This is a genomic window from Streptomyces sp. NPDC089915 (assembly GCF_040684675.1).
Lineage (GTDB): Bacteria > Actinomycetota > Actinomycetes > Streptomycetales > Streptomycetaceae > Streptomyces.
This window is the reverse complement of record NZ_JBFBGN010000046.1, coordinates 1-19504: the sequence shown is the minus strand read 5'-3', so window position 1 is coordinate 19504 and position 19504 is coordinate 1. Positions and strand designations below refer to the sequence as shown.

Sequence of the window (19504 nt, the reverse complement as noted above, 5' to 3'; positions counted from 1 at the left end):
ACGACCGCAATGGGGCGTGGTGCGTAGAACCCTGACATAAGGGGGCTAACGTGCCGCCATGCCTCATGCGTACCAGCCGCCGCAGCACCGCTCCCGGCTCACCCGCCGAGGCCGCCTGCTGCTCCTGTTCACCGCACTGCTCGGGATCGGGCTCGGGGCGGCGGTCCTCGTCCCCCTGCTGTCCGGCACGGAAGCGCCCGAGAAGCCGCGCCAGCTGCTGATCCCCGAGGGGTGGCGGGCCCCGCAGGTCTACGCCGCCGTCGACAAGGAGCTCCGGCTCCCGGTCGGCACCACCGCCGCGTCCGTGGCCACGGCCGGTCTGGCCCTGCCCGCCGAGGCGAAGGGCAACCCGGAGGGCTACCTGTTCCCGGCGACCTACCCGGTGACCTCGAAGACCACCCCGGCCGACCTGCTCGCGACCATGGTGCGGACGGCCAACCAGAGGCTCGCCTCCAAGGCCGTCGCCGACGGGGGCCGGGCCCACGGCATGACCCCGTACCAGACGGCCACCCTCGCCAGCATCATCGAGGCCGAGGCGGACAACCCGGCGGACATGGCCAAGGTCGCCCGGGTCGTCCACAACCGGCTCGCGAAGTCGATGCCGCTCCAGATGGACTCCACCCTCAACTACGCGCTCAACCGCAACACCGTGGACGTCAAGGTCAAGGACACCCGCATCGACCACCCCTTCAACACCTACGAGCGCCAGGGCCTGCCGCCCACGCCCATCGACAGCCCCGGCCTCCAGGCCATGGCCGCGGCGGTCGCCCCGGCCCCGGGCGACTGGCTGTTCTTCGTCACCGTGAAGCCCGGCGACACCCGTTTCTCCGCCACCTACGAGGAACACCGCAAGCACGTCGCGGAGTTCAACCGGCTCCGCGCGGCGGCGGCCGCCACGCCCGCCGCCACGGCGCCCGGCAGGCCGGCCCGCGCCCAGGCGGGCCCCCCGGCCCGGGCCGCGACCCCGGCCGCGTCCCTCACCCCGGCCGGGCGCGCCACCCCGGCAGCTCCCGCCGCTCCCGTGAGATGAGGGGCGCCCCCACAGACCCTCCGTGACACCGGGCGGCGGGTCAGGCCGGGGCCGGGGCCGGGACCACCGGTCCCCGGGCCAGCAGGCGGCGGATCTCGCGGACGGCGGCCCCGCCCGCCCGGTTGGCCCCGATGGTCGAGGCCGAGGGCCCGTACCCGACCAGGTGGACGCGTTCGTCGCGGACCGCCCCGGTCCCCTCGATCCGGATCCCGCCGCCCGGCTCGCGCAGCCGCAGCGGGGCCAGGTGGTCGACGGCGGGCCGGAAACCGGTGGCCCACAGGATCACGTCCGCCTCCACCCGCCGCCCGTCCGCCCAGACGGCCCCGGTCGGGGTGATCCGGTCGAAGGCGGGCAGCCGGTCCAGTACCCCGGACTCCAGCCCGGCCCGTACGGCCTCGTTCAGCGGCAGACCGGTCACGCTGACCACGCTGCGCGGGGGCAGCCCCCGGCGTACCCGCTCCTCGACCAGGGCCACCGCCGCCCGGCCCTCCGCCTCCCCGAAGCCCCCGTCGCGGAAGACGGGGGGCCTGCGGGTGACCCAGGTGGTCTCCGCGGCGACCTCGGAGACCTCCAGCAGGTGCTGCACCGCCGAGGTGCCCCCGCCCACCACGATGACCCGGGCCCCGGCGAACTCCGCCGGCCCCCGGTACCGCGCGGTGTGCAGCTGCCGCCCCCGGAACAGCTCCTGGCCCGGGTAGTGCGGCCAGAACGGCCGGTCCCAGGTCCCGGTGGCGTTGACCAGCGCCCGCGCCGACCAGTTCCCGGACGCGGACTCCACCAGCAGCCGCCCGCCGCCGCCCTCGCGGACGGCCGTCACGTCCACGGGCCGCCGCACGCGCAGCCCGAACCGCTCCTCGTACGCCGCGAAGTACTCCCCGATCACCTCGGACGAGGGCCGCAGCGGATCGGCGCCGGACAGCTCCATCCCGGGCAGCGCGTGCATCCCGTGCACCTTGCCGTAGGTGAGCGTGGGCCACCGGAACTGCCAGGCCCCGCCCGGCCGGGGGGAGTGGTCCAGCACCACGTGGTCTATGCCGGCCCGGGCCAGGTGGTAGGCGGTGGACAGGCCGGCCTGCCCGGCCCCCACGACCACCACGTCCACGTCCGCCGCGTCCCGCACCATTTCGTTCACGGTTCTACCAACTCGCGGGGCGCGCGGGATCTTCCCCCACCGGGGGAGGGGACGGGCCTCAGGCCGCGACCGGCGCCAGGGAGCGGAGCTCCTCCAGGCGCAGGCGGGTCTCCTCGTCCAGCGGGACGAAGGTCGTCAGGCGCGGGCCGGCCGCCGGGCCCAGCCACAGGCTGGTGTGCTCCAGGCGGAGCAGGCCCACATGGGCGTTGCGGACGTACTTCCTGTTGCTGCCCAGCCCGACCACCTCGTGCCGCGCCCAGATCTCCCGGAACTCCGGCGAGGCCCCCTCCAGCCGGGCCAGCAGGGCCTTCCAGGCCGGTTCGGCGAGGTGGCCGGCCATCGAGGCGCGGAACTTGGCCGCCAGCAGCCGGTTCACCTCCGGCATGTCGGCCAGCGACGCCCGCCACTCGGCGTTGGTGAAGGCCAGCCACAGGCAGTTGCGGTCCTCGCGCGGCAGCCGGTCCAGGTCGCACAGGAGGCGCGCGTAGGTGGAGTTGTAGGCGAGGATGTCGTAGCGGCTGTTCTGCACGCACGCCGGGATCGGGTCCAGCTGGTCGAGCATGGCGCGCAGCGCCGGGGTCACGCTCGCGCACCGGGTGTCCGGTGCCGGATCCGTCCCGCCCGCCAGGGCGAAGAGGTGCGCGCGCTCGGTGGAGTCCAGCAGCAGGGCGCGCGCCAGGGCGTCCAGCACCTGGGGGGACACCTGGATCTCGCGGGCCTGCTCCAGCCAGGTGTACCAGGTGACGCCGACGGCGGAGAGCTGGGCCACCTCCTCGCGGCGCAGCCCGGGCGTGCGGCGGCGTGCGCCGCGGGCCAGTCCGACCTGCTCGGGGGTGATCCGTTCGCGGCGGCTGCGCAGGAAGTCGGCCAGCTCGTGCCGGCGCAGGTCGCTCTGGGGGGCCACAGTGGTCATGGGTCCAGCCTGCCGTATCGCGCAGCCGGTTTCCAGGTACTGCCGGTACCAGGATAAAGAGACTCTGGTACCAGGCTGAGCGGAGGAGGATCGTCTCTTCCGTGACCGAAACCACCGTACGAACGCCGCCCCGTCCGTCCACCGCCGCCGCCCCCGCCCCGGCCGGGGCCGCTCCCGCCGGGATCTCGCCCCTCGGGCTGTTCACCGTGCTGCTGGGCGCGGCCCTCCCGCTCATCGACTTCTTCATCGTCAACGTGGCCCTCCCCGCCATCGACACCGACCTCGCCGCCGGCCCGGCCATGCTGGAACTGGTGGTGGGCGGCTACGGCGTCGCCTACTCGGTGCTGCTGGTGCTCGGCGGCCGCCTCGGCGACATGGCCGGCCGGCGCCGGCTCTTCCTGATCGGCATGGCCGCCTTCGGCGTCACCTCCCTCGCCTGCGGCCTGGCCCCCACCGCCTGGACCCTGGTCGGCGCCCGGGTGGCGCAGGGCGCCGCGGCCGCGCTGATGCTGCCGCAGGTGCTCGCCACCATCCAGGCCACCACGCAGGGCCCGCGCCGGGCCCGGGCGATGAGCCTGTACGGGGCCACCGCCGGACTGTCGATGGTCGCCGGGCAGATCCTCGGCGGGGTCCTGGTCGCCGCGGACGTGGCCGGCTCCGGCTGGCGCTCGGTGTTCCTGGTCAACGTGCCGGTGGTGCTCGTCGGGCTGGTGCTCACCCTCCGGTCCGTCCCGGAGACCCGCTCCGAGCGTCCGGCGTCCGTGGACGTGCCGGGGACGCTGCTGCTGGGCCTGACCCTGGTGTCCCTGCTGCTGCCGCTGACGGAGGGCCGCGCGGCCGGGTGGCCGCTGTGGACGTGGCTCTCGCTGGCCGTCTTCCCGCCGGCCGCCGTGGCCTTCTACCTGACCGAGCGCCGCGCCGACCGCCTCGGCCGGACCCCGCTGGTGCCGCCGAGCCTGCTGCGGCTGGTGTCGCTGCGCCGCGGGCTGGTGATGCTGCTGCCCTTCTCGATCGGCTTCAGCGGGTTCATGTTCGCCTTCGCCGTCGCGCTCCAGCAGGGCCTGCGCATGGGGCCGGTGTCGGCGGGCCTGGCCCTGGTGCCGCTGGCCGTGGCCTTCTTCGCCGCCTCGCTCGCCGGGCCCCGGCTGGTCGGGCGCTTCGGCAGCCGGGTCGTCACCGCCGGCGGGGTCATCCAGGCCGTCGGCATCGGCCTGCTCGCGGTCACCGTGTGGCGCGGCTGGCCGGACCTGGGGCTGGCCGCCCTCGCCCCCGGTGTGGCCCTCGCGGGCCTGGGACAGGGGCTCCAGCTGCCGGTGCTGATGCGGCTGATGCTCTCCGACGTGCCGGCCGACCGGGCCGGGGTGGGCGGCGGGGTCATGGTCACCACGCAGCAGTCCTCCCTGGCGCTGGGCGTGGCGACCCTCGGCAGCCTCTTCCTCGCGCTGGACGCCTCGCTCGGCATGCGCGACGCCCTCACCGTCACCCTGCTGGTGCAGCTCGGGCTGATCGCCCTGACCCTCCTGCTCAGCCTGCGCCTCCCGCGCGTCATGCGCTGAAGCCCCCCGCCGGACGGCAGCCCCCGCCGCCCGGCAGTTGCGGCCCGAGCCCTCGCCGCCCGGCGGCGCCGGTCACGCGCCCCCGGGCCACCCGGTGCCGAGCGAGCCCAGCCACTCCTCCGCCGCGGCCGCCGTGAACTCCGCCTGGCCGCCCGGGAAGAGCAGGCCCGCGCCGGCGAAGGCCGGGTCGGCGGCGCTCCGCGCGACGTACGGGACCGCCAGGCAGGCCATCCCGGCGGCGCGGGCGGCCAGGGCCCCCGGCGCCGCGTCCTCGACCACCACGCAGGAGGCCGGGTCGGCGCCCAGCCGGCGGGCCGCCTCAAGGAACACGTCCGGCGCGGGCTTTCCCCGTTCGACCTCCTCGGCGGAGACCACCGTGCCCAGCAGGGCCGCCAGCCCGGTGCCCTCCAGCACGGCGTCGATCGCCTCCCGCGAGGACCCGGAGGCCACCGCCATCGGCACCCCCCGCGCGTGCAGCCGCTCCACGAGCCCCCGCATCTCGGGGAAGGCCTCCGTACGGGTCCGGGCCAGCTCCAGATAGGCGGCGTTCTGTTCCGCCAGCAGCTGCTCCACCGGCGCCCGGAGCCCGTACCGCTCCTTGAGGACCTCCAGCGTCTCCAGGGTCCCGATGCCGATGAACCGGGCGTGCTGCTCCCAGGTGAAGTCGGGCACGCCGTGCCGCTCCAGGGTGAGCCGCCCGGACTCGTAGTAGTTCGGCTCGCTGTCCACGAGGGTGCCGTCGAGATCGAATATGACGGATATCATCCGCTGTGCCCGTCCTGCCGGTCGTATCGCTGTCCGCCCCATCCTGTCAGGGTTTGCGCGCCGCCCGTCCCACGGCTTCGACCAGCGGCAGCAGCCGGTGCGCGACCCGCTCCCGCAGGGCCACCTCCGTCCGGGTGCGGACCACCCCCGGCAGCCGGATCAGCCGCTGGATCACGTCCTCCAGGTGGGCGTTGTCCCGCGCCGCGACCCGGGTCAGCAGGTCCCCGCCGCCGGTGATCGAGAAGGCCTCGATGATCTCCGGCACGGCGGCCAGGGCGTCACCCACGTCGTCCAGGTGCCCCTGGGTGACCTCGATGTGCACGAAGGCCAGCACCGGGTGCCCGAGCGCCGCGGGGGACAGGGCGGGGCCGCTGCCGGTGATCACCCCCGTGCGCTCCAGCCGGTCCAGCCGGGCCTGGAGGGTCCCGCGCGCCACGCCGAGGATCCGGGCGTACTCGCGGACGCTGGTGCGCGGCTGTTCGATCAGCAGACGCAGGATCCGGGTGTCGAGCTCGTCCACCGCCATGCCAGGACTGTACCAATGGTCCGACAAGCCCGGATCATCCAGACTTCGGACGAGGGAGGCCCGCGCCGTGAAGACCGCCGTGGTCCTGTACACCAGCGACCTGCGCCTGCACGACCACCCGCCGCTGCGCGCCGCCCTGGCCTCCTGCGACCGGGTCGTCCCCCTCTTCGTCCGCGACCGGGCCGTCGGACGCGCCGGTTTCGCCGCGCCCAACCGGACGGCCTTCCTCGCCGACTGCCTCGCCGGCCTGGACGCCGGACTGCGCGAGCGGGGCGGCCGCCTCGTCCTGCGCTCCGGGGAGGCGGCCGACGAGGTCGCCGCCGTCGTCCGGGAGGCCGGCGCCGTCGAGCTGCACCTCGCCGCCGGGGTCAGCCGCTTCGCGCAGGCCCGCGAACGCCGCCTGCGCGAAGCCCTCCGGGCCCAGGGGTGCGCCCTGCACGCCCACGACGCCGTGATCACCGCGGTCGCCCCCGGCGCGGTCCTCCCCAGCGGCCGCGGCTCCGACCACTTCGCCGTCTTCACCCCCTACCTGCGCCGCTGGAGCGAACTGCCGCCGCGCCGGGCGGTCGCCGCCCCGCGCGTGGTCCGCGTCCCCGAGGACATCGGATCCGAGGAGCCGCCCCGCCGCTCCGCCGTCACCGGGACCTCCCCGGGCCTGGCGCGCGGCGGCGAGGACGAGGCCCGCCGGCTGCTGACCCGCTGGCTGCGCTCGGGCCTCGCCCGCTACGAGGACACCCACGACGACCTCGCCGCCGACGCCACCTCCCGGCTCTCCCCGCACCTGCACTTCGGCACCCTCTCACCCGCCGAGGCCGCCCAGCGGGCCCGCGCGGCCGGCGGACCCGGAGCCGAGGCCTTCGTCCGCCAGCTGTGCTGGCGCGACTTCCACCACCAGGTCCTCGCCGCCCGCCCCGAGGCCGCCGCCGAGGACTACCGGCCCCGCCACGACCACTGGCGCACCGGCCGCGCCGCCGAGGAGGAGGTCCGGGCCTGGAAGGAGGGCCGCACCGGATACCCCGTGGTCGACGCGGCCATGCGCCAGCTGCGCCACGAAGGCTGGATGCACAACCGGGGCCGGCTGCTGGCCGCCAGCTTCCTCACCAAGACCCTCTACGCGGACTGGCGCACCGGGGCCCGCCACTTCCTCGACCTCCTCGTGGACGGGGACGTGGCCGACAACCAGCTCAACTGGCAGTGGGTGGCCGGCACCGGCACCGACACCCGGCCCAACCGGGTCCTCAACCCCGTCCGCCAGGGCCTGCGCTACGACCCCGAGGGCCGCTACGTCCACCGCTGGGTGCCCGAACTCGCCGGCCTGCCCGCACCCCGCGTCCACGAACCCTGGCGGCTGCCCGCCGCCGAACGGGCCCGGTACGACTACCCCGAGCCGGTGGTCGGCCTCGCCGAGGCCCAGGCCCGCTTCCTCGAAGGACGCCGGGGCGCCCGCTCCTGAACGGCCGCGCCCGCTCCCGCGTCAGACGCTGCGCAGGGCCGGCTGCCGCACGTACGCCAGCGCCACGGCCAGCACCACCGCGGCCGCCGGCAGCAGCAGCCAGTTCACCGGGCAGCCCGCCCGCACCAGCAGCCCCCCGGTCAGCCCGCCCGTGAACATCGCGGCCACCCCGCGGGCGCGCCGCCCCCACGCCCCCGTCCCGTACCCGAACGCGTTGTCGTGCCCCAGCGCCGATCCGCCGAGCAGCGCGGTCATGGACCGGGTGACCAGGGTCGTCGGCACCCCCGGCAGGTTGACCCGCATGCTCGTGACGTTGCGGAAGCCCATCGCCACCGCCAGGGCGGACGCGGTCAGCAGGTGCCGGGGGGCCGGGCCCCCGAACCGCGGCGCCAGGCCCCAGCCGATCCCCGCCGCGACGGTGATCAGCGCCGCCTCGACGCACAGCCCGAGCACGAACCAGTGCCGCCCCCGGGCCTCCGCCGCCCCCTCCAGCCGGGCCGCGCAGACGGCCCCCACGGCGAAGGACAGCAGGGACACCCCGGCCGCCAGCGCGGGCAGGTGCCCCTGATGGGCCAGCCCGAAGGACAGGAACAGCACGTTCCCGGTCTGCATGGCGGTGAACACCGGCCCCAGCGCCAGCAGGCTGACCGCCTCGATCAGCCCGGTCACCCAGGTCAGCACCAGCAGCAGTTGGGTCAGCCGCTCGCACGCGCGCACGTCCATGACGTCCGACAGTGACACGCCCGCCCCGCTCCACCGGCCCGACATGCCGGGCGCGAGGGCCGCCCCGTAGGGTCCGGGACATGAGTGATCTGCTGCTGGTGAGGCACGGGGAGACGGCGTGGAGCGCCAACGGGCGCCACACCGGGCTCACCGACGTGCCGCTGACCGCGCGGGGGGCCGACGAGGCCCTCTCGCTGGCCCCCTACTTCCGCGACCGGAACCCCGCCCTGGTACTGACCAGCCCGCTCAGCCGGGCCGTGGCCACGGCCGAACTCGCGGGGCTGACCGACGGGGTCCCCGACCCCGACCTCCACGAGTGGGACTACGGCGGCTACGAGGGCATCACCACGGCCGAGATCCAGCGGACCCGCCCCGACTGGTCGCTGTGGACCGACGGCGTCCCGCCCGGCGACGCCCGGCACCCGGGAGAGGACGCCGCCCAGGTCGGCGCCCGCGCCGACCGCGTCCTGGCCCGGGCCGCGGAGGTGCTGCGGGCCGGCAAGGGGGACGTGGTCCTCGTCGCCCACGGCCACTTCCTGCGCGTCCTGACCGCCCGCTACCTGGGCCTGCCCCCGCAGGAGGGCCGGCTGTTCCTGCTGCGCACGGGCACCGTCAGCGAACTCTCCACGGAACACGGCCTCCCGGTGATCGCGGGCTGGAACACCCGCCCCTGAGACCCGGCCCGGCGGCCCCGCCACCCCCCGCCCCGCCCCCGGCGCGGGCCGCCGCCACCCGGACGCCCCGTGCCGCCTCGCGCGCCACCGCCCCGCGCGTGACGATGCGTACATGGACCAGGGCGACCGCGGCCGACCGGAGGACACCCTCCCCGACGCCGCCTCCGGCGAGGACACCCTCCAGGCCGGCGCGATCGGCTTCCTCGACGCGCTCGTCATCGGCCTGAACTCGACCTCGCCCGCGTACTCCCTGGCCGCCGTCATCGGCCCGATCGTCGCCATCGCCGGGATCTACGCCCCGGGCGTGATGCTGGCCTCGTTCGTCCCGATGCTGCTCATCGCCGCCGCCTTCTACTACCTCAACAAGGTCGACCAGGACTGCGGCACCACCTTCTCCTGGGTGACCCGCGCCATGGGCCCCTGGGCGGGCTGGCTCGGCGGCTGGGCCATCACCATGACCGGCGTCCTCGTCATCGGCTCCCTCGCCGACGTCGCCGTCCACTTCGGGCTGCTGGCCTTCGGCCTGGACGACCTGGCCGCCAACACCGTGGTCCGCCAGACCCTCACCGTCGTGCTGATCCTCGCCATGACCGCGATCTGCGTCATCGGCACCGAACTGTCGGCCCACTTCCAGGACGTCCTCATCCTCGCCCAGGTGTTCTTCCTCCTGGTCTTCGCCGTCGTCGCCATCTACCGGGTCTACGCCGGCACCAGCACCCTCGACGCCGTCCACCCCTCCGTCACCTGGCTCAACCCCTTCGGCGCCGGCGGCAGCGCCCTCACCGGAGGCCTGCTGCTCGGCGTGTTCATCTACTGGGGCTGGGAGTCGGCCGTCAACCTCACCGAGGAGGTCGAGGACTCCGCCACCGCGCCCGGCAAGGCCGGCATCTGGTCCACCCTGGTGCTGCTCGTCACCTACCTGTCCGTCGGCTTCGCGATCGTCGCCTACGCCGGGACGAAGTTCCTGGCCGAGAACGCCGGCGAGGAGGAGGCCATCTTCGCCGTCCTCGCGCACGAGGTGATGGGCGGCTGGGACTGGATGGTCCTCCTCGCCGTCTGCACCTCCGCCCTCGCCTCCACCCAGACGACGATCATCCCGGCCTCCCGCACCGCCCTGTCCATGGCCCGCCGGCACGCCCTGCCCCCGCACCTCGCCCACATCCACCACCGCTTCCACACCCCGGACGTCAGCACCTGGTGGGTGGCCGCCATCGCCATCGTCTGGTACCTCGCGGTCAACCAGATCAGTGAGAACGCCCTGCTCGACTCCCTCACCGCGCTCTCGCTGCTCATCGCCTTCTACTACGCCCTCACCGGCCTGGCCTGCGCCGTCTACTACCGCCGCCACCTGCTGGAGAACGCCCACAACCTCCTCCTCATCGGCGTCGGCCCGCTGGTCGGCGCCGGACTGCTGGCCTGGCTGCTGGTGGAGTCCATCCAGGACATGTCCAACCCGCGGAACTCGGCCAGCGGCGTCTCCTGGTTCGGCCTCGGGCCGCCCCTGGTCATCGGCATCGGCATCGCGGTCGCCGGCGTCCTCCTCATGTGCTTCTGGCGGATCCGCGACGGCAGGTTCTGGCAGGAACGGCGGGGCGTGGTCGACCCGGCCCTCGTCCGCGGGAAGAACTGAGGAGGCCCGGATGTCCGTAGTCCTCGGGTACGACGAGTCCCCCGGAGCCGAGCGGGCCCTGCGCGTCGCGCTGGAGGTGGCCACCGCCTTCGGGGAACCGCTGGTCCTCGTCTACGGCGCGGCCGCCCCCGGCGCCGCAGGTGAGGAGTACCGCGCCCACCGCGAGGCCGTCCTCCAGGCGGGCCGCAGCGCCCTCGCCCGGGCCGTCGAGGCCGCCGACGAGGCTGGGGTCCCCTCGACCGTCGAGGTGATGGACGACAGGCCCGCCCAGGCGCTGCTCGCCGCCGCCGAACACCACGACGCCCGCGTCATCATCGTCGGCACCTGGGGCGACAGCCCGATCCGGGGCGCCCTCCTCGGCTCCACCCCGCACAAGCTCCTGCACCTCTCCCCGGTCCCGGTGCTGTGCGTCCCGACCGAGGAGACGGCGTAGCCGTCCCCGTTACGCGAAGACCCCCGCGAGGTACCCGGCCAGCCCGTCGGCCGTCGGCGGGCACAGCCGGGCGCCCAGGTAGCCGTCCGGACGGACCACGAAGGCCGTCGCCTCCCGCACCCCGTAGCGCAGCGCGAACTCGCCGCGCGCGTCGCGGTACACCGGGAACGGCGTGGCCCCGGCGGGCGCGGTCCCGCCCTCGGTGAGGACCGCGTACGCCGTGAGCCGCCCCGCCGGCAACCCGCCCGTCAGTGCGGCGAGTCCGGGAACGAACGAGTCCCACGCGCCGTCGGTGTACACCAGCAGCACGTGCTCGCGGTCCCTCAGCAGGTCGTGGAGCCGCAGCGGATAGGCGCGGACGTCACCGGCCAGCCCGCCGCAGTCGGGGGCCCGTTCGCCGGGCCCGGGCCCGGAGCCGTCCGGCGTCCCGGAGCCGTCGGCCGCCCCGGGGCCGGTGCGCCGGACGACCGGGCTGTCCGGGTAGCCCACCAGCAGCTGGGCCTCGCGCAGCAGCGCCGCCGTCTCCTGATCGGCCGCCCCGGCGATCCTGCGGGCGTGGCGCACCGTGCGCCCCACGACCTCCTCGCCGACCGGCCGGCGCTCGGCGTCGTAGCTGCCCAGCAGCCCCGGGTGCGCGTGGCCGCCGACGGCCAGGGCGAGCTTCCAGGCCAGGTTCCAGGCGTCCTGGATGCCGGTGTTCATCCCCTGCGCACCCGTCGGCGGATGGATGTGCGCCGCGTCACCGGCGACGAAGACCCGCCCCTCGGCGTACCGGTCCACCAGCCGGTGGCTGATCCGGAACACCGAGGACCAGCGCATCGCGGAGGCGGTCGCCGGCCGGGGCGACATCCGGTCCAGGACCGCCTGGACGTCGGGGAGCGAGGGGCCCCGGGAGCCCTCCAGCCCGTGCGCCACGCCGTCCCCGGCCTCCGGCGCGGTGGCCGCGGAGAGCTCCGGCGGCACCAGCATGGACATCCGGTAGCGGCCGGGACCGGGCAGCGGGATGCCGACCAGCAGGTCGTCGACCTCCCCGGCGGCGTCGTGGTGCACCGCCCGCAGGGTGTACCCGTACGGCAGGTCCCAGTCGACCTCCACGTCGGCCAGCATGTACTCCTCGGGGAAGGCCCCGCCCTCGAAGGCCAGCCCCAGCCCCTTGCGGACGGTGCTGTGCGCCCCGTCACAGCCCACCAGGTACCGGGTCCGCAGCTCCTCCGCGCCGTCCCGTCCCGTCAACAGGACGGTGACCCCGGCGTCGTCCTGCGTGAAGGACACCAGCTCGGTGCTCCGCTCGATCCGGGTGCCGAAGCGGGCCAGGAAGGCCTCCAGGATCCGCTCCGTCTCGTACTGCGGCAGCGCGGCGAACCCGTACGGCACCTCCGGCGGCAGCGCCATCCTCAGCGTCTCCCGCTTCTCGCCGTCCACGTAGACCAGCTGCCCGCGCAGCGGGACCGCGCTCTCCAGCACGTCCCCGACCAGCCCCATCCGGTCCCACAGCTCCAGCGTGCGCGGCTGGATCCCGACGGCCTTCGCATAGGGCAGCCGCTCCGGCAGCCGGTCCACGATCCGGCAGGACACCCCGCGCCTGCGCAGTTCCACCGCCGCCGTCAGCCCCACCGGGCCCGCGCCGACGACGAGCACGTCCACCGTCGAGCCGTTCATGCCTCCATCGTGTCCACCGGCGCCGCCGCCGCGCCACCGGGCACGTCGCGGGGCAGGTCGCCGGGAACCCCGCCGGGCACCTCGCCGGACCGGCGCGGACACCCCGGCGCGCGGCCGATCCGTTGGTCCGCCCGTGGCCGGAAATGTACGCCCGGAGCGGGGCCAATGGCCCAGCGGGACGAGCCCGCCTTGAGCCAATGCCCCTGCGGATGCTTATCTGTGTCGTATCCATGTACTTTCGGCGCCGCGCGACGCCGGCCGGCAACGACGCCGGACCGGAGCGCGGCGCCTTCGCCGTGCCCGTACGCCGCCCACCACCCCCGGGCGGACACCGGCACGGCGCGCACCACTCCGAGGGGGGCGGCACACCGCCATGAAGAGGATGTTCACGGCTCCGGATCCGGGGCTCGCCAGACTCAGGAACTCGACGCGCGCGGTGATCGGCACCGGGCTGGCCGTCGCCGTCGCCGAGCTGGCCGGGCTCTCGCTGACCGCGTCCATCACCGGCGGGCTCGCGGCACTGCTCGCGCTGTTCACCGTCCTGGACGCGGACGTCCGCGCCCAGCGGGTGACCACCGCCCTGCTGCCCGTCGCCGGATTCCCGGTCCTGGTCCTGGCCACCTCCCTGCACGGCATGGCGCCCGTGCGCGACGCGGCCTGGCTCGCCGTCGTCTTCGCCGGGGTCTACGCCCGCCGCTGGGGGCCGCGCGGGCACGCCCTCGGGATCTTCGCCTTCATGATGTTCTTCGTCACCCAGTTCCTGCACGCCCGCCCCGCGCAGCTGCCCGAGCTGTTCGCGGCCGTCGCCCTGGCGCTCCTGTCGGCCGGGACCGTGCGGTTCGTGCTGTGGCCCATCGAACGCCGCACGCCCCCGGCCGCCGCCCCGCCGCCGCTGCCCGGCACCGGCCTCGCCCGGGCCACCACCCGCCAGGCCTTCCAGGCCACGGTCGCCTGCGGGTTCGCCCTGGCCGTCGGCCAGATCCTCTCCGAGGACCGCTGGTACTGGGCCGTCGGCACCGCCTGGTGGATCTTCGTCAACACCGCCTCGCGCGGCGAGACCCTGGTCCGCGGCTTCCGCCGGGTCCTGGGCACCGTCACCGGCATAGCCGCTGGCCTGCTGATCGCCGTACCCCTGCACGGAGCCCCCGCGCCCACCGCCGCACTGGTCGCCGTCTGCGTCTTCGGCATCTTCTACACGGCCGCCCCCTCGTACTCCTGGATGATGTTCTTCGTCACGGTCATGGCCGGCCTGCTCTACGGGCTCCTCGGCGTGCTCCACCCCGGGCTGCTCCTCCTGCGCTTCGAGGAGACCGCCGCCGGCGCCCTGGGCGCGGCCCTCGGCGTCACCCTGATCCTGCCGGTCACCACGCACGCCGCCAACGACGCCTGGATCCAGCGCGCCCTGCACTGCGTACGGGCCTCCACCGCCGCCTCCCTCGACCGCCTCGCCGGCGACCCCGACGCCGACCCCGCCCCGCACGCCGCCGAGCTGGAGCTGCTCCTGGCCCGGGTGCGGATGGCGCTCGCCCCCCTGGTCCACCCGCTGAGCCCGCTGCGCGCCCGCAAGGCCCGCGCCCGCCAGGTGCTGGCCCTGCTCGACGACTGCGCCCGCGAGGTGCGCGGGCTGGTCTCCGTCGCCGCCGACCCGCAGGCCTCCCACGACGCCCGCCTCGCCGCCGCCTGCTGGCGGGTCGAGGCCGCCGTCGAGGCGCTCACCGCCCCGCAGGGCGCCGCTGGGGCCGACACCCCCGCCACCCCGGCCGGCCCCGCCGGAGCCGAGCCGGCCCTGGCCCACCTGCACGGCCTGGAGACGGCCCTGGCCGCCCTCGCCACCCCGCTGCGCACCGACCCGCGCGCCCCGCTGGTCATCACGGCCTGACCCGGACCGCCCCCGCCCGCCCGCGGGCGGGGGTACGGTCGGGGCCATGACCACCCCAGGCGCCCCCGCCGTCGAGTTCCGCACCGCCCGCCCCGGGGACCGGGCGGCCATCGAGGCCCTCGACGGCTCCTTCCACACCCGGACGGTCTTCGAGGTGGACCACTCCGCCACCGGGTTCACCCTCCGCGAGGTGCCGGTGGACCCGCCGCTCCACAAGGTCTTCCCGCCCGACGAGCCGGACGCGTCCGACGAGCCGGACGGGCCCGACGAGTCCGGGGACCCCGCCGGGCCGGCGGCCGGCCGCGCCGCCCGCGCCTTCGTCGCCCTCGACGGCGGCGTCCTCTGCGGGTTCGCCGCCGTCCGCTACGCCCCCTGGAACCGGCGCCTGACCGTCGAGGACATCGGGATCGCCCCCGCCCACCGCGGCCGGGGCATCGGCCGGGCCCTGATGGACCGCGCGGCCGCCTTCGCCCGCGAACTCGGCGCCGCGCACCTGTGGCTGGAGGTCAGCTCCGTCAACGCCCCCGCCGTACACGCCTACCGGCGCATGGGCTTCACCCTCTGCGGCCTGGACACGACCCTTTACGACGGCACGCCGGCGGCGGGGGAGCGGGCTCTGTTCATGAGCCGCCCCTGCGGCTGAGGCCCCGCCTCCGGCGATCCGGAATGCCGCGGATGGTAGGCGAACCCACCGTCCCACCGCAGGCCGATGACTGAAGATCACTCGGAAGGGTGTTCCGTCCGCGCGAGGACCCCGGCGCTGACCTGCCGCATGTACAACGGGTGATTGTTCATTGCACATTCATCCGGCATGTACAGGGTGGATCTGTCCGGACAGGGGGTAACCGCCCGGAATGGAAATTCTGCAGAAGCACTCGAGCGACGCTCAGGTGTGGGAGGAAGCCGAGGAGTTCATCCGGCTCTTCCACCGGGAGAATCCGCAGGCCGGTGATCCGCGCGCCCGGCTCGCCGCCGTACGGGCCGAGCTCGCGGAGACCGGCACCTACCGCCACACGCCCGAGGAACTCGTCCACGGGGCCCGGGTGGCCTGGCGCAACAGCAACCGCTGCATAGGCCGGCTCTACTGGAACTCGCTGCGCGTCCGCGACCGGCGCGGGCTGACGGACGCCGAGGACATCGCCGCCGAGTGCTTCGAGCACCTGCGCGAGGCGACCAACGGCGGCCGGGTCCGCCCCACCATCACGGTCTTCGCCCCGGACGCCCCGGGCCGGCCGGGCCCGCTGATCTGGAGCGAGCAGCTGGTGCGCTACGCCGGTTACGGGGACCACCCCTCGATAACCGTCGGCGACGCCCGCAACAGACGGCTCACCGAGGCCCTGCTGCGGCTCGGCTGGGCCGGCGGCCCGGGCACCCCCTTCGACCTCCTCCCGCTGGTGGTCCAGGGCGTCGACGACAAGCCCCGCTGGTTCGACACCCCCGCCGACGCCGTGCTGGAGGTGCCCATCCGCCACCCCGACGGGCGGGACGACTGGTCGGACTGGGGACTGCGCTGGCACGCGGTTCCGGCCATCTCCAACATGTGCCTGGAGGTCGGCGGGATCCACTACCCGGCCGCCCCCTTCAACGGCTGGTACATGGGCACCGAGATCGGCGCCCGCAACCTCGCCGACACCGACCGCTACAACCTCCTCCCGGCCGTCGCCCGCAGGCTCGGCCTGGACGTCTCCAGCGACCGCTCGCTCTGGAAGGACCGGGCCCTGGTCGAGCTGAACCGGGCCGTGCTGGAGTCCTTCGACCGGGCCGGGGTCACCATCGCCGACCACCACAGCGAGTCCCGGCGGTTCCTCTCGCACCTGGAGCGCGAGGAGCGCAAGGGCCGCGAGGTGGGCGCCGACTGGTCCTGGATCGTCCCGCCGATCTCGGGGTCCGCCACCCCCGTCTTCCACCGCACGTACGAGGACCGGCCGAGCGCGACCGCCTACGTCCACCACGACGGCGCGCAGGAACGGGCCTGGGGGCGGGACTTGGTCTAGACCTTCTGTTACGGTCGGCTCGGAACGGATCCGGGACGACGGAGAGGGGCACCGGTGCACGGCGGCCACAGCACGGACCACGGCGGCGGACACCGGGCCTACATCGGCTCGTTCACCTCGGGGGGCGGCCGCGGTGTCATCACCGCGGCCGTGGATCCGGCCACCGGGGCGCTGACCCCGCTCTCGGCGGAGGGCTCCCTGCCGGACCCCTCGTACCTCGCCCTCGACCCGGCCACGGGCGTGCTCTACGCGGTGAGCGAGACCGAGCGGGGCACGGCGGGCGCCTTCCGCCCCACCGATGCGGGGCTCGCCCCGCTCGGCACCCCCGTCCCGGTCGGCGGCGCCGGACCCACCCACCTCGCGGTGGCCGGGCGCCGGCTGCTGACCGCCCACTACACCTCAGGCAGCCTCGGCAGCCTGCCGATCGCCGCCGACGGCGGCCTCTCCGGGCCCGCCGCCGTCCTCGCGCACGAGGGCAGCGGCCCCGACCCCGAACGCCAGGCCGGCCCGCACGCCCACCAGGTACTGCCCGACCCCACCGGCCGCTGGGTCCTCGGCGTGGACCTCGGCACCGACACCGTACGGGTCTGCCTCCTCGACCCGGCCACCGGCGAACTCCGCGTCCACGCAAGGACCGTGCTGCGCGCCGGGACCGGTCCGCGCCACCTCGCCTTCCACCCGGCGGGCGGCGTGGTCTACGTCCTGCACGAACTGGAGCCGCTGCTGACCGTCTGCCGCTGGAACGCGGAGGAGGGGCTGCTCGACCCGGTCGCGGAGGTGCCCGTCGCCCCCGAGGGCCTCCTGGAGGGCGTACGGGCCTACCCGTCGGCGATCGCCGTCTCGCCCGACGGCCGCTTCCTGTGGGCGGCGGTGCGCGGGGCCGACGCCCTGGTCACGTTCTCGCTCGCCGGCGGCCCCGAGGACCCCCGCCCCGCCGGCACCGTCGGCTGCGGCGGGCACTGGCCCCGCGACCTCGCCGCGGATCCGTCGGGCCGGCGCCTCTACGCGGCCAACGAGCGCTCCGGGGACGTCACCTGGTTCGACGTGGACCCGCGCACCGGCCGCCCCGTCCGCGCCGGCTCCACGCCCGCACCGGCGGCCTCCTGCGTGGTCTTCGGCCGAGGCTGAGGGCGAGGACGCCGGACACGCGGAAGGGCCCGCCCGGGAACGTCCCGGGCGGGCCCTCGCGCGTACGCCTTACTGGGCGGGCGCTCCCAGCTGCAGCCCCAGGGCCGCGCTGTACTGGGCGACGGCGAGCTTGCCGAGCGCGGAGTAGGCACCGAGCACCTCGGCGGTCGCGCAGTCGGCCTCCTTGCAGGCCGTGTCCAGCAGTCCCTCGGCCGCCTCCGGGCCGATCAGGTAGGGCGCCAGCGCCAGCTGGACGGCCCCCGCGCCGCGCAGCTCGGCGGCTACGGCGGCCACCGAGCCCTCCTGGTCCAGGGCGGCGGCCATCACGGGCACCGCGAGCCGGGCGGCGAGCAGCATGCCGGTGATCCCGGCGGCCTGGACGGCCTCCTCGCCGCCGGTGGTGGCCAGGATGATGCCGTCCGCGGCGGTGGCCACGGTGAAGAGGCGGGCGCGGTCGGCGCGGGCCAGGCCGGCCTCCGAGAGGCGCACGTGCAGGCCCTCGGCCAGCAGCGGGTGCGGGCCGAGCACGTCGGCCAGCTCGGCGGCGGCGGAGGAGTCCATCAGCGCCTGGCGCATCCGGCGCAGCAGGTCGGCGTCCGGGCCCGCCAGCAGCGGCACGACCACGGCGTCCGGCCCGGTCGGCGCGGGCACCTCGTGGCCGGCGGCGCGGGCGAACTCCGCGCGCACGGTCCGCTCATCGGCGACGGCGGTCAGCACGCCGGACAGCGAGGGGAACTCGCTCCCCTCCGTGTCCTCGCCCTCCAGGAAGCCGATCCGGGCGTCCAGGCCGGGCAGCTCGGAACGGCCGATGCTGATGATCTCCTCGGCGAGGCTGCGCGAGGCGGCCGAGGGGGCACCGGGCACGGCGAGCACCAGCGCGGGCGCGCCCTCGGGCGCCACCGCGGGCTCGGGCCGGCGGTGCCGTCCGGTCTGGCGGGGTCGCGGCATTCGTACGGGCAGGCCGTTTGCGGGCCCAGTGGGGGAGCTCATGGCGCCGCATGCTACTGGCTTATCGGAACCGGGTGTTCGGGCAGGGCCCGCCCAGGTGGCATCTGTCCTCTTTTATCCGTTGAATGTCATACACGGTTCAACCGGATCAACTCACGGACGGCGAGCGGCGGTCGACGGAACGTACCGGTAACGCCCTGTCAGTGTGACCCAGTAGAGTGACGCAGCGTGGCACCACGACCCTTGAACGAACTTGTCGAAGCGGGCTGGGCGAAGGCCCTCGAACCCGTCGCGCCCCGCATCGCGGGCATGGGGGACTTCCTCCGCGCCGAGATAGCGGCCGGCCGGACCTACCTGCCCTCCGGGCCGAACGTCCTGCGCGCGTTCCAGCAGCCCTTCGACGACGTCCGCGTACTGATCGTCGGACAGGACCCCTACCCGACACCGGGCCATGCCATCGGGCTGAGCTTCTCGGTCGCGCCCGAGGTGAGCCCGGTACCGGGCAGCCTGGAGAACATCTTCCGCGAGATGCACACCGACCTCGGCCTGCCCCGGCCCTCCAACGGGGACCTCACCCCGTGGACGAGGCAGGGCGTGCTGCTGCTCAACAGGGCGCTGACGACCGCCCCGCGCAAGACGGGCGGCCACCGCGGCAAGGGCTGGGAAGAGGTCACCGAGCAGGCCATCCGGGCCCTCGCCGCCCGCGGCAAGCCGCTGGTGTCCATCCTCTGGGGCCGTGACGCGCGCAACCTGCGGCCGCTGCTCGGCAACCTCCCGGCGATCGAGTCGGCGCACCCCTCGCCCATGTCGGCCGACCGGGGCTTCTTCGGCTCCCGCCCCTTCAGCCGGGCCAACGAACTGCTCGTCGGCGGCGGCGCCCAGCCCGTGGACTGGCGTCTGCCCTAAACTCCTCCGGATCCGGCCCGGCCCGCCCCGGCGGCCGCCGTCAGCGGACGGCGGCCAGGACGTGGCTCGGGCCGACCTGCCAGACGGCCCCCACGTCCGCGAACCCCGCCCCGCGCAGCAGCGCGACGTGGCCGGACACGGTGAGGTCGTTGCCC

General features: G+C 75.3%; 18 protein-coding genes and 1 pseudogene. 11 read left to right on the top strand and 8 right to left on the bottom strand.

Going from position 1 to position 19504, the window contains the following annotated elements:
• The first annotated feature begins 58 nt into the window (after nucleotides 1-58).
• Complete coding sequence (gene mltG / locus AB0O29_RS16535; protein ID WP_365152165.1) at nucleotides 59-1030, top strand: endolytic transglycosylase MltG; 972 nt, start codon at nucleotides 59-61, stop codon at nucleotides 1028-1030.
• Between the two features lie 40 nt (nucleotides 1031-1070).
• On the opposite strand, the gene AB0O29_RS16530 is transcribed toward mltG, so the two are convergent.
• Entirely contained in the window at nucleotides 1071-2153 is a 1083-nt protein-coding gene (locus AB0O29_RS16530; protein ID WP_365152208.1) for an FAD-dependent oxidoreductase, read from the bottom strand.
• Nucleotides 2154-2220: 67 nt separating this feature from the next.
• Nucleotides 2221-3075: a helix-turn-helix domain-containing protein gene (locus AB0O29_RS16525; protein WP_365152163.1), complete on the bottom strand. Its 855-nt coding sequence runs from the start codon at nucleotides 3073-3075 to the stop codon at nucleotides 2221-2223.
• A 182-nt stretch (nucleotides 3076-3257) separates the two neighbouring features.
• Between AB0O29_RS16525 and AB0O29_RS16520 the strand changes: the two genes are divergently transcribed.
• Nucleotides 3258-4631, top strand: coding sequence for an MFS transporter (locus AB0O29_RS16520; RefSeq protein ID WP_365152206.1), 1374 nt, complete (start codon nucleotides 3258-3260; stop codon nucleotides 4629-4631).
• Between the two features lie 72 nt (nucleotides 4632-4703).
• Here AB0O29_RS16520 and AB0O29_RS16515 read toward each other — a convergent pair whose 3' ends face one another.
• Entirely contained in the window at nucleotides 4704-5396 is a 693-nt protein-coding gene (locus tag AB0O29_RS16515; protein WP_365152161.1) for an HAD family phosphatase, read from the bottom strand.
• Between the two features lie 46 nt (nucleotides 5397-5442).
• Nucleotides 5443-5922, bottom strand: coding sequence for an Lrp/AsnC family transcriptional regulator (locus tag AB0O29_RS16510; RefSeq protein ID WP_365152159.1), 480 nt, complete (start codon nucleotides 5920-5922; stop codon nucleotides 5443-5445).
• 67 nt (nucleotides 5923-5989) lie between these two features.
• Here AB0O29_RS16510 and AB0O29_RS16505 point away from each other — a divergent pair, with 67 nt between their 5' ends.
• Nucleotides 5990-7375, top strand: coding sequence for a deoxyribodipyrimidine photo-lyase (locus tag AB0O29_RS16505; protein WP_365152157.1), 1386 nt, complete (start codon nucleotides 5990-5992; stop codon nucleotides 7373-7375).
• A 21-nt stretch (nucleotides 7376-7396) separates the two neighbouring features.
• On the opposite strand, the gene AB0O29_RS16500 is transcribed toward AB0O29_RS16505, so the two are convergent.
• Nucleotides 7397-8116 carry a YoaK family protein gene (locus tag AB0O29_RS16500; protein WP_365152155.1) on the bottom strand — a complete coding sequence of 240 codons (720 nt, stop codon included), beginning with the start codon at nucleotides 8114-8116 and terminating at the stop codon, nucleotides 7397-7399.
• Between the two features lie 62 nt (nucleotides 8117-8178).
• Between AB0O29_RS16500 and AB0O29_RS16495 the strand changes: the two genes are divergently transcribed.
• The 3 genes from AB0O29_RS16495 to AB0O29_RS16485 all read left to right on the top strand — a co-directional run bounded on the left by AB0O29_RS16495 (nucleotide 8179) and on the right by AB0O29_RS16485 (nucleotide 10835).
• Entirely contained in the window at nucleotides 8179-8772 is a 594-nt protein-coding gene (locus AB0O29_RS16495) for a histidine phosphatase family protein (protein ID WP_365152153.1), read from the top strand.
• 112 nt (nucleotides 8773-8884) lie between these two features.
• A complete protein-coding gene (locus tag AB0O29_RS16490; protein ID WP_365152152.1) occupies nucleotides 8885-10402 on the top strand; it encodes an APC family permease in 1518 nt (505 codons plus the stop codon).
• 10 nt (nucleotides 10403-10412) lie between these two features.
• On the top strand, nucleotides 10413-10835 hold the full coding sequence (locus tag AB0O29_RS16485) for a universal stress protein (protein WP_365152150.1): 423 nt from the start codon (nucleotides 10413-10415) through the stop codon (nucleotides 10833-10835).
• A 9-nt stretch (nucleotides 10836-10844) separates the two neighbouring features.
• Here AB0O29_RS16485 and AB0O29_RS16480 read toward each other — a convergent pair whose 3' ends face one another.
• Nucleotides 10845-12494 (bottom strand): FAD-dependent monooxygenase, encoded by a 1650-nt coding sequence (locus tag AB0O29_RS16480; RefSeq protein ID WP_365152148.1) that lies wholly within the window; start codon nucleotides 12492-12494, stop codon nucleotides 10845-10847.
• Nucleotides 12495-12867: 373 nt separating this feature from the next.
• On the opposite strand from AB0O29_RS16480, the gene AB0O29_RS16475 reads away from it, so the two are divergent.
• The 4 genes from AB0O29_RS16475 (at nucleotide 12868) to AB0O29_RS16460 (ending at nucleotide 17495) form a co-directional block, all read left to right on the top strand.
• Nucleotides 12868-14373: an FUSC family protein gene (locus AB0O29_RS16475; RefSeq protein WP_365152146.1), complete on the top strand. Its 1506-nt coding sequence runs from the start codon at nucleotides 12868-12870 to the stop codon at nucleotides 14371-14373.
• 46 nt (nucleotides 14374-14419) lie between these two features.
• Entirely contained in the window at nucleotides 14420-15016 is a 597-nt protein-coding gene (locus AB0O29_RS16470; protein ID WP_365152144.1) for a GNAT family N-acetyltransferase, read from the top strand.
• Between the two features lie 211 nt (nucleotides 15017-15227).
• Nucleotides 15228-16367 carry a nitric oxide synthase oxygenase gene (locus tag AB0O29_RS16465; RefSeq protein WP_365152142.1) on the top strand — a complete coding sequence of 380 codons (1140 nt, stop codon included), beginning with the start codon at nucleotides 15228-15230 and terminating at the stop codon, nucleotides 16365-16367.
• A gap of 54 nt (nucleotides 16368-16421) precedes the next feature.
• The gene (locus AB0O29_RS16460) at nucleotides 16422-17495 is read left to right on the top strand and encodes a lactonase family protein (RefSeq protein ID WP_365152140.1); all 1074 of its coding nucleotides are present in this window, start codon (nucleotides 16422-16424) and stop codon (nucleotides 17493-17495) included.
• Nucleotides 17496-17564: 69 nt separating this feature from the next.
• Here the strand turns inward: AB0O29_RS16460 and AB0O29_RS16455 are convergent, their stop codons facing one another.
• Nucleotides 17565-18485, bottom strand: coding sequence for a hypothetical protein (locus AB0O29_RS16455; RefSeq protein ID WP_365152138.1), 921 nt, complete (start codon nucleotides 18483-18485; stop codon nucleotides 17565-17567).
• 186 nt (nucleotides 18486-18671) lie between these two features.
• Between AB0O29_RS16455 and AB0O29_RS16450 the strand changes: the two genes are divergently transcribed.
• Nucleotides 18672-19349: a uracil-DNA glycosylase gene (locus tag AB0O29_RS16450; protein WP_365152137.1), complete on the top strand. Its 678-nt coding sequence runs from the start codon at nucleotides 18672-18674 to the stop codon at nucleotides 19347-19349.
• 40 nt (nucleotides 19350-19389) lie between these two features.
• Here AB0O29_RS16450 and AB0O29_RS16445 read toward each other — a convergent pair.
• Nucleotides 19390-19504 (bottom strand): annotated as a pseudogene (locus AB0O29_RS16445) (methyltransferase); the annotation flags it as partial.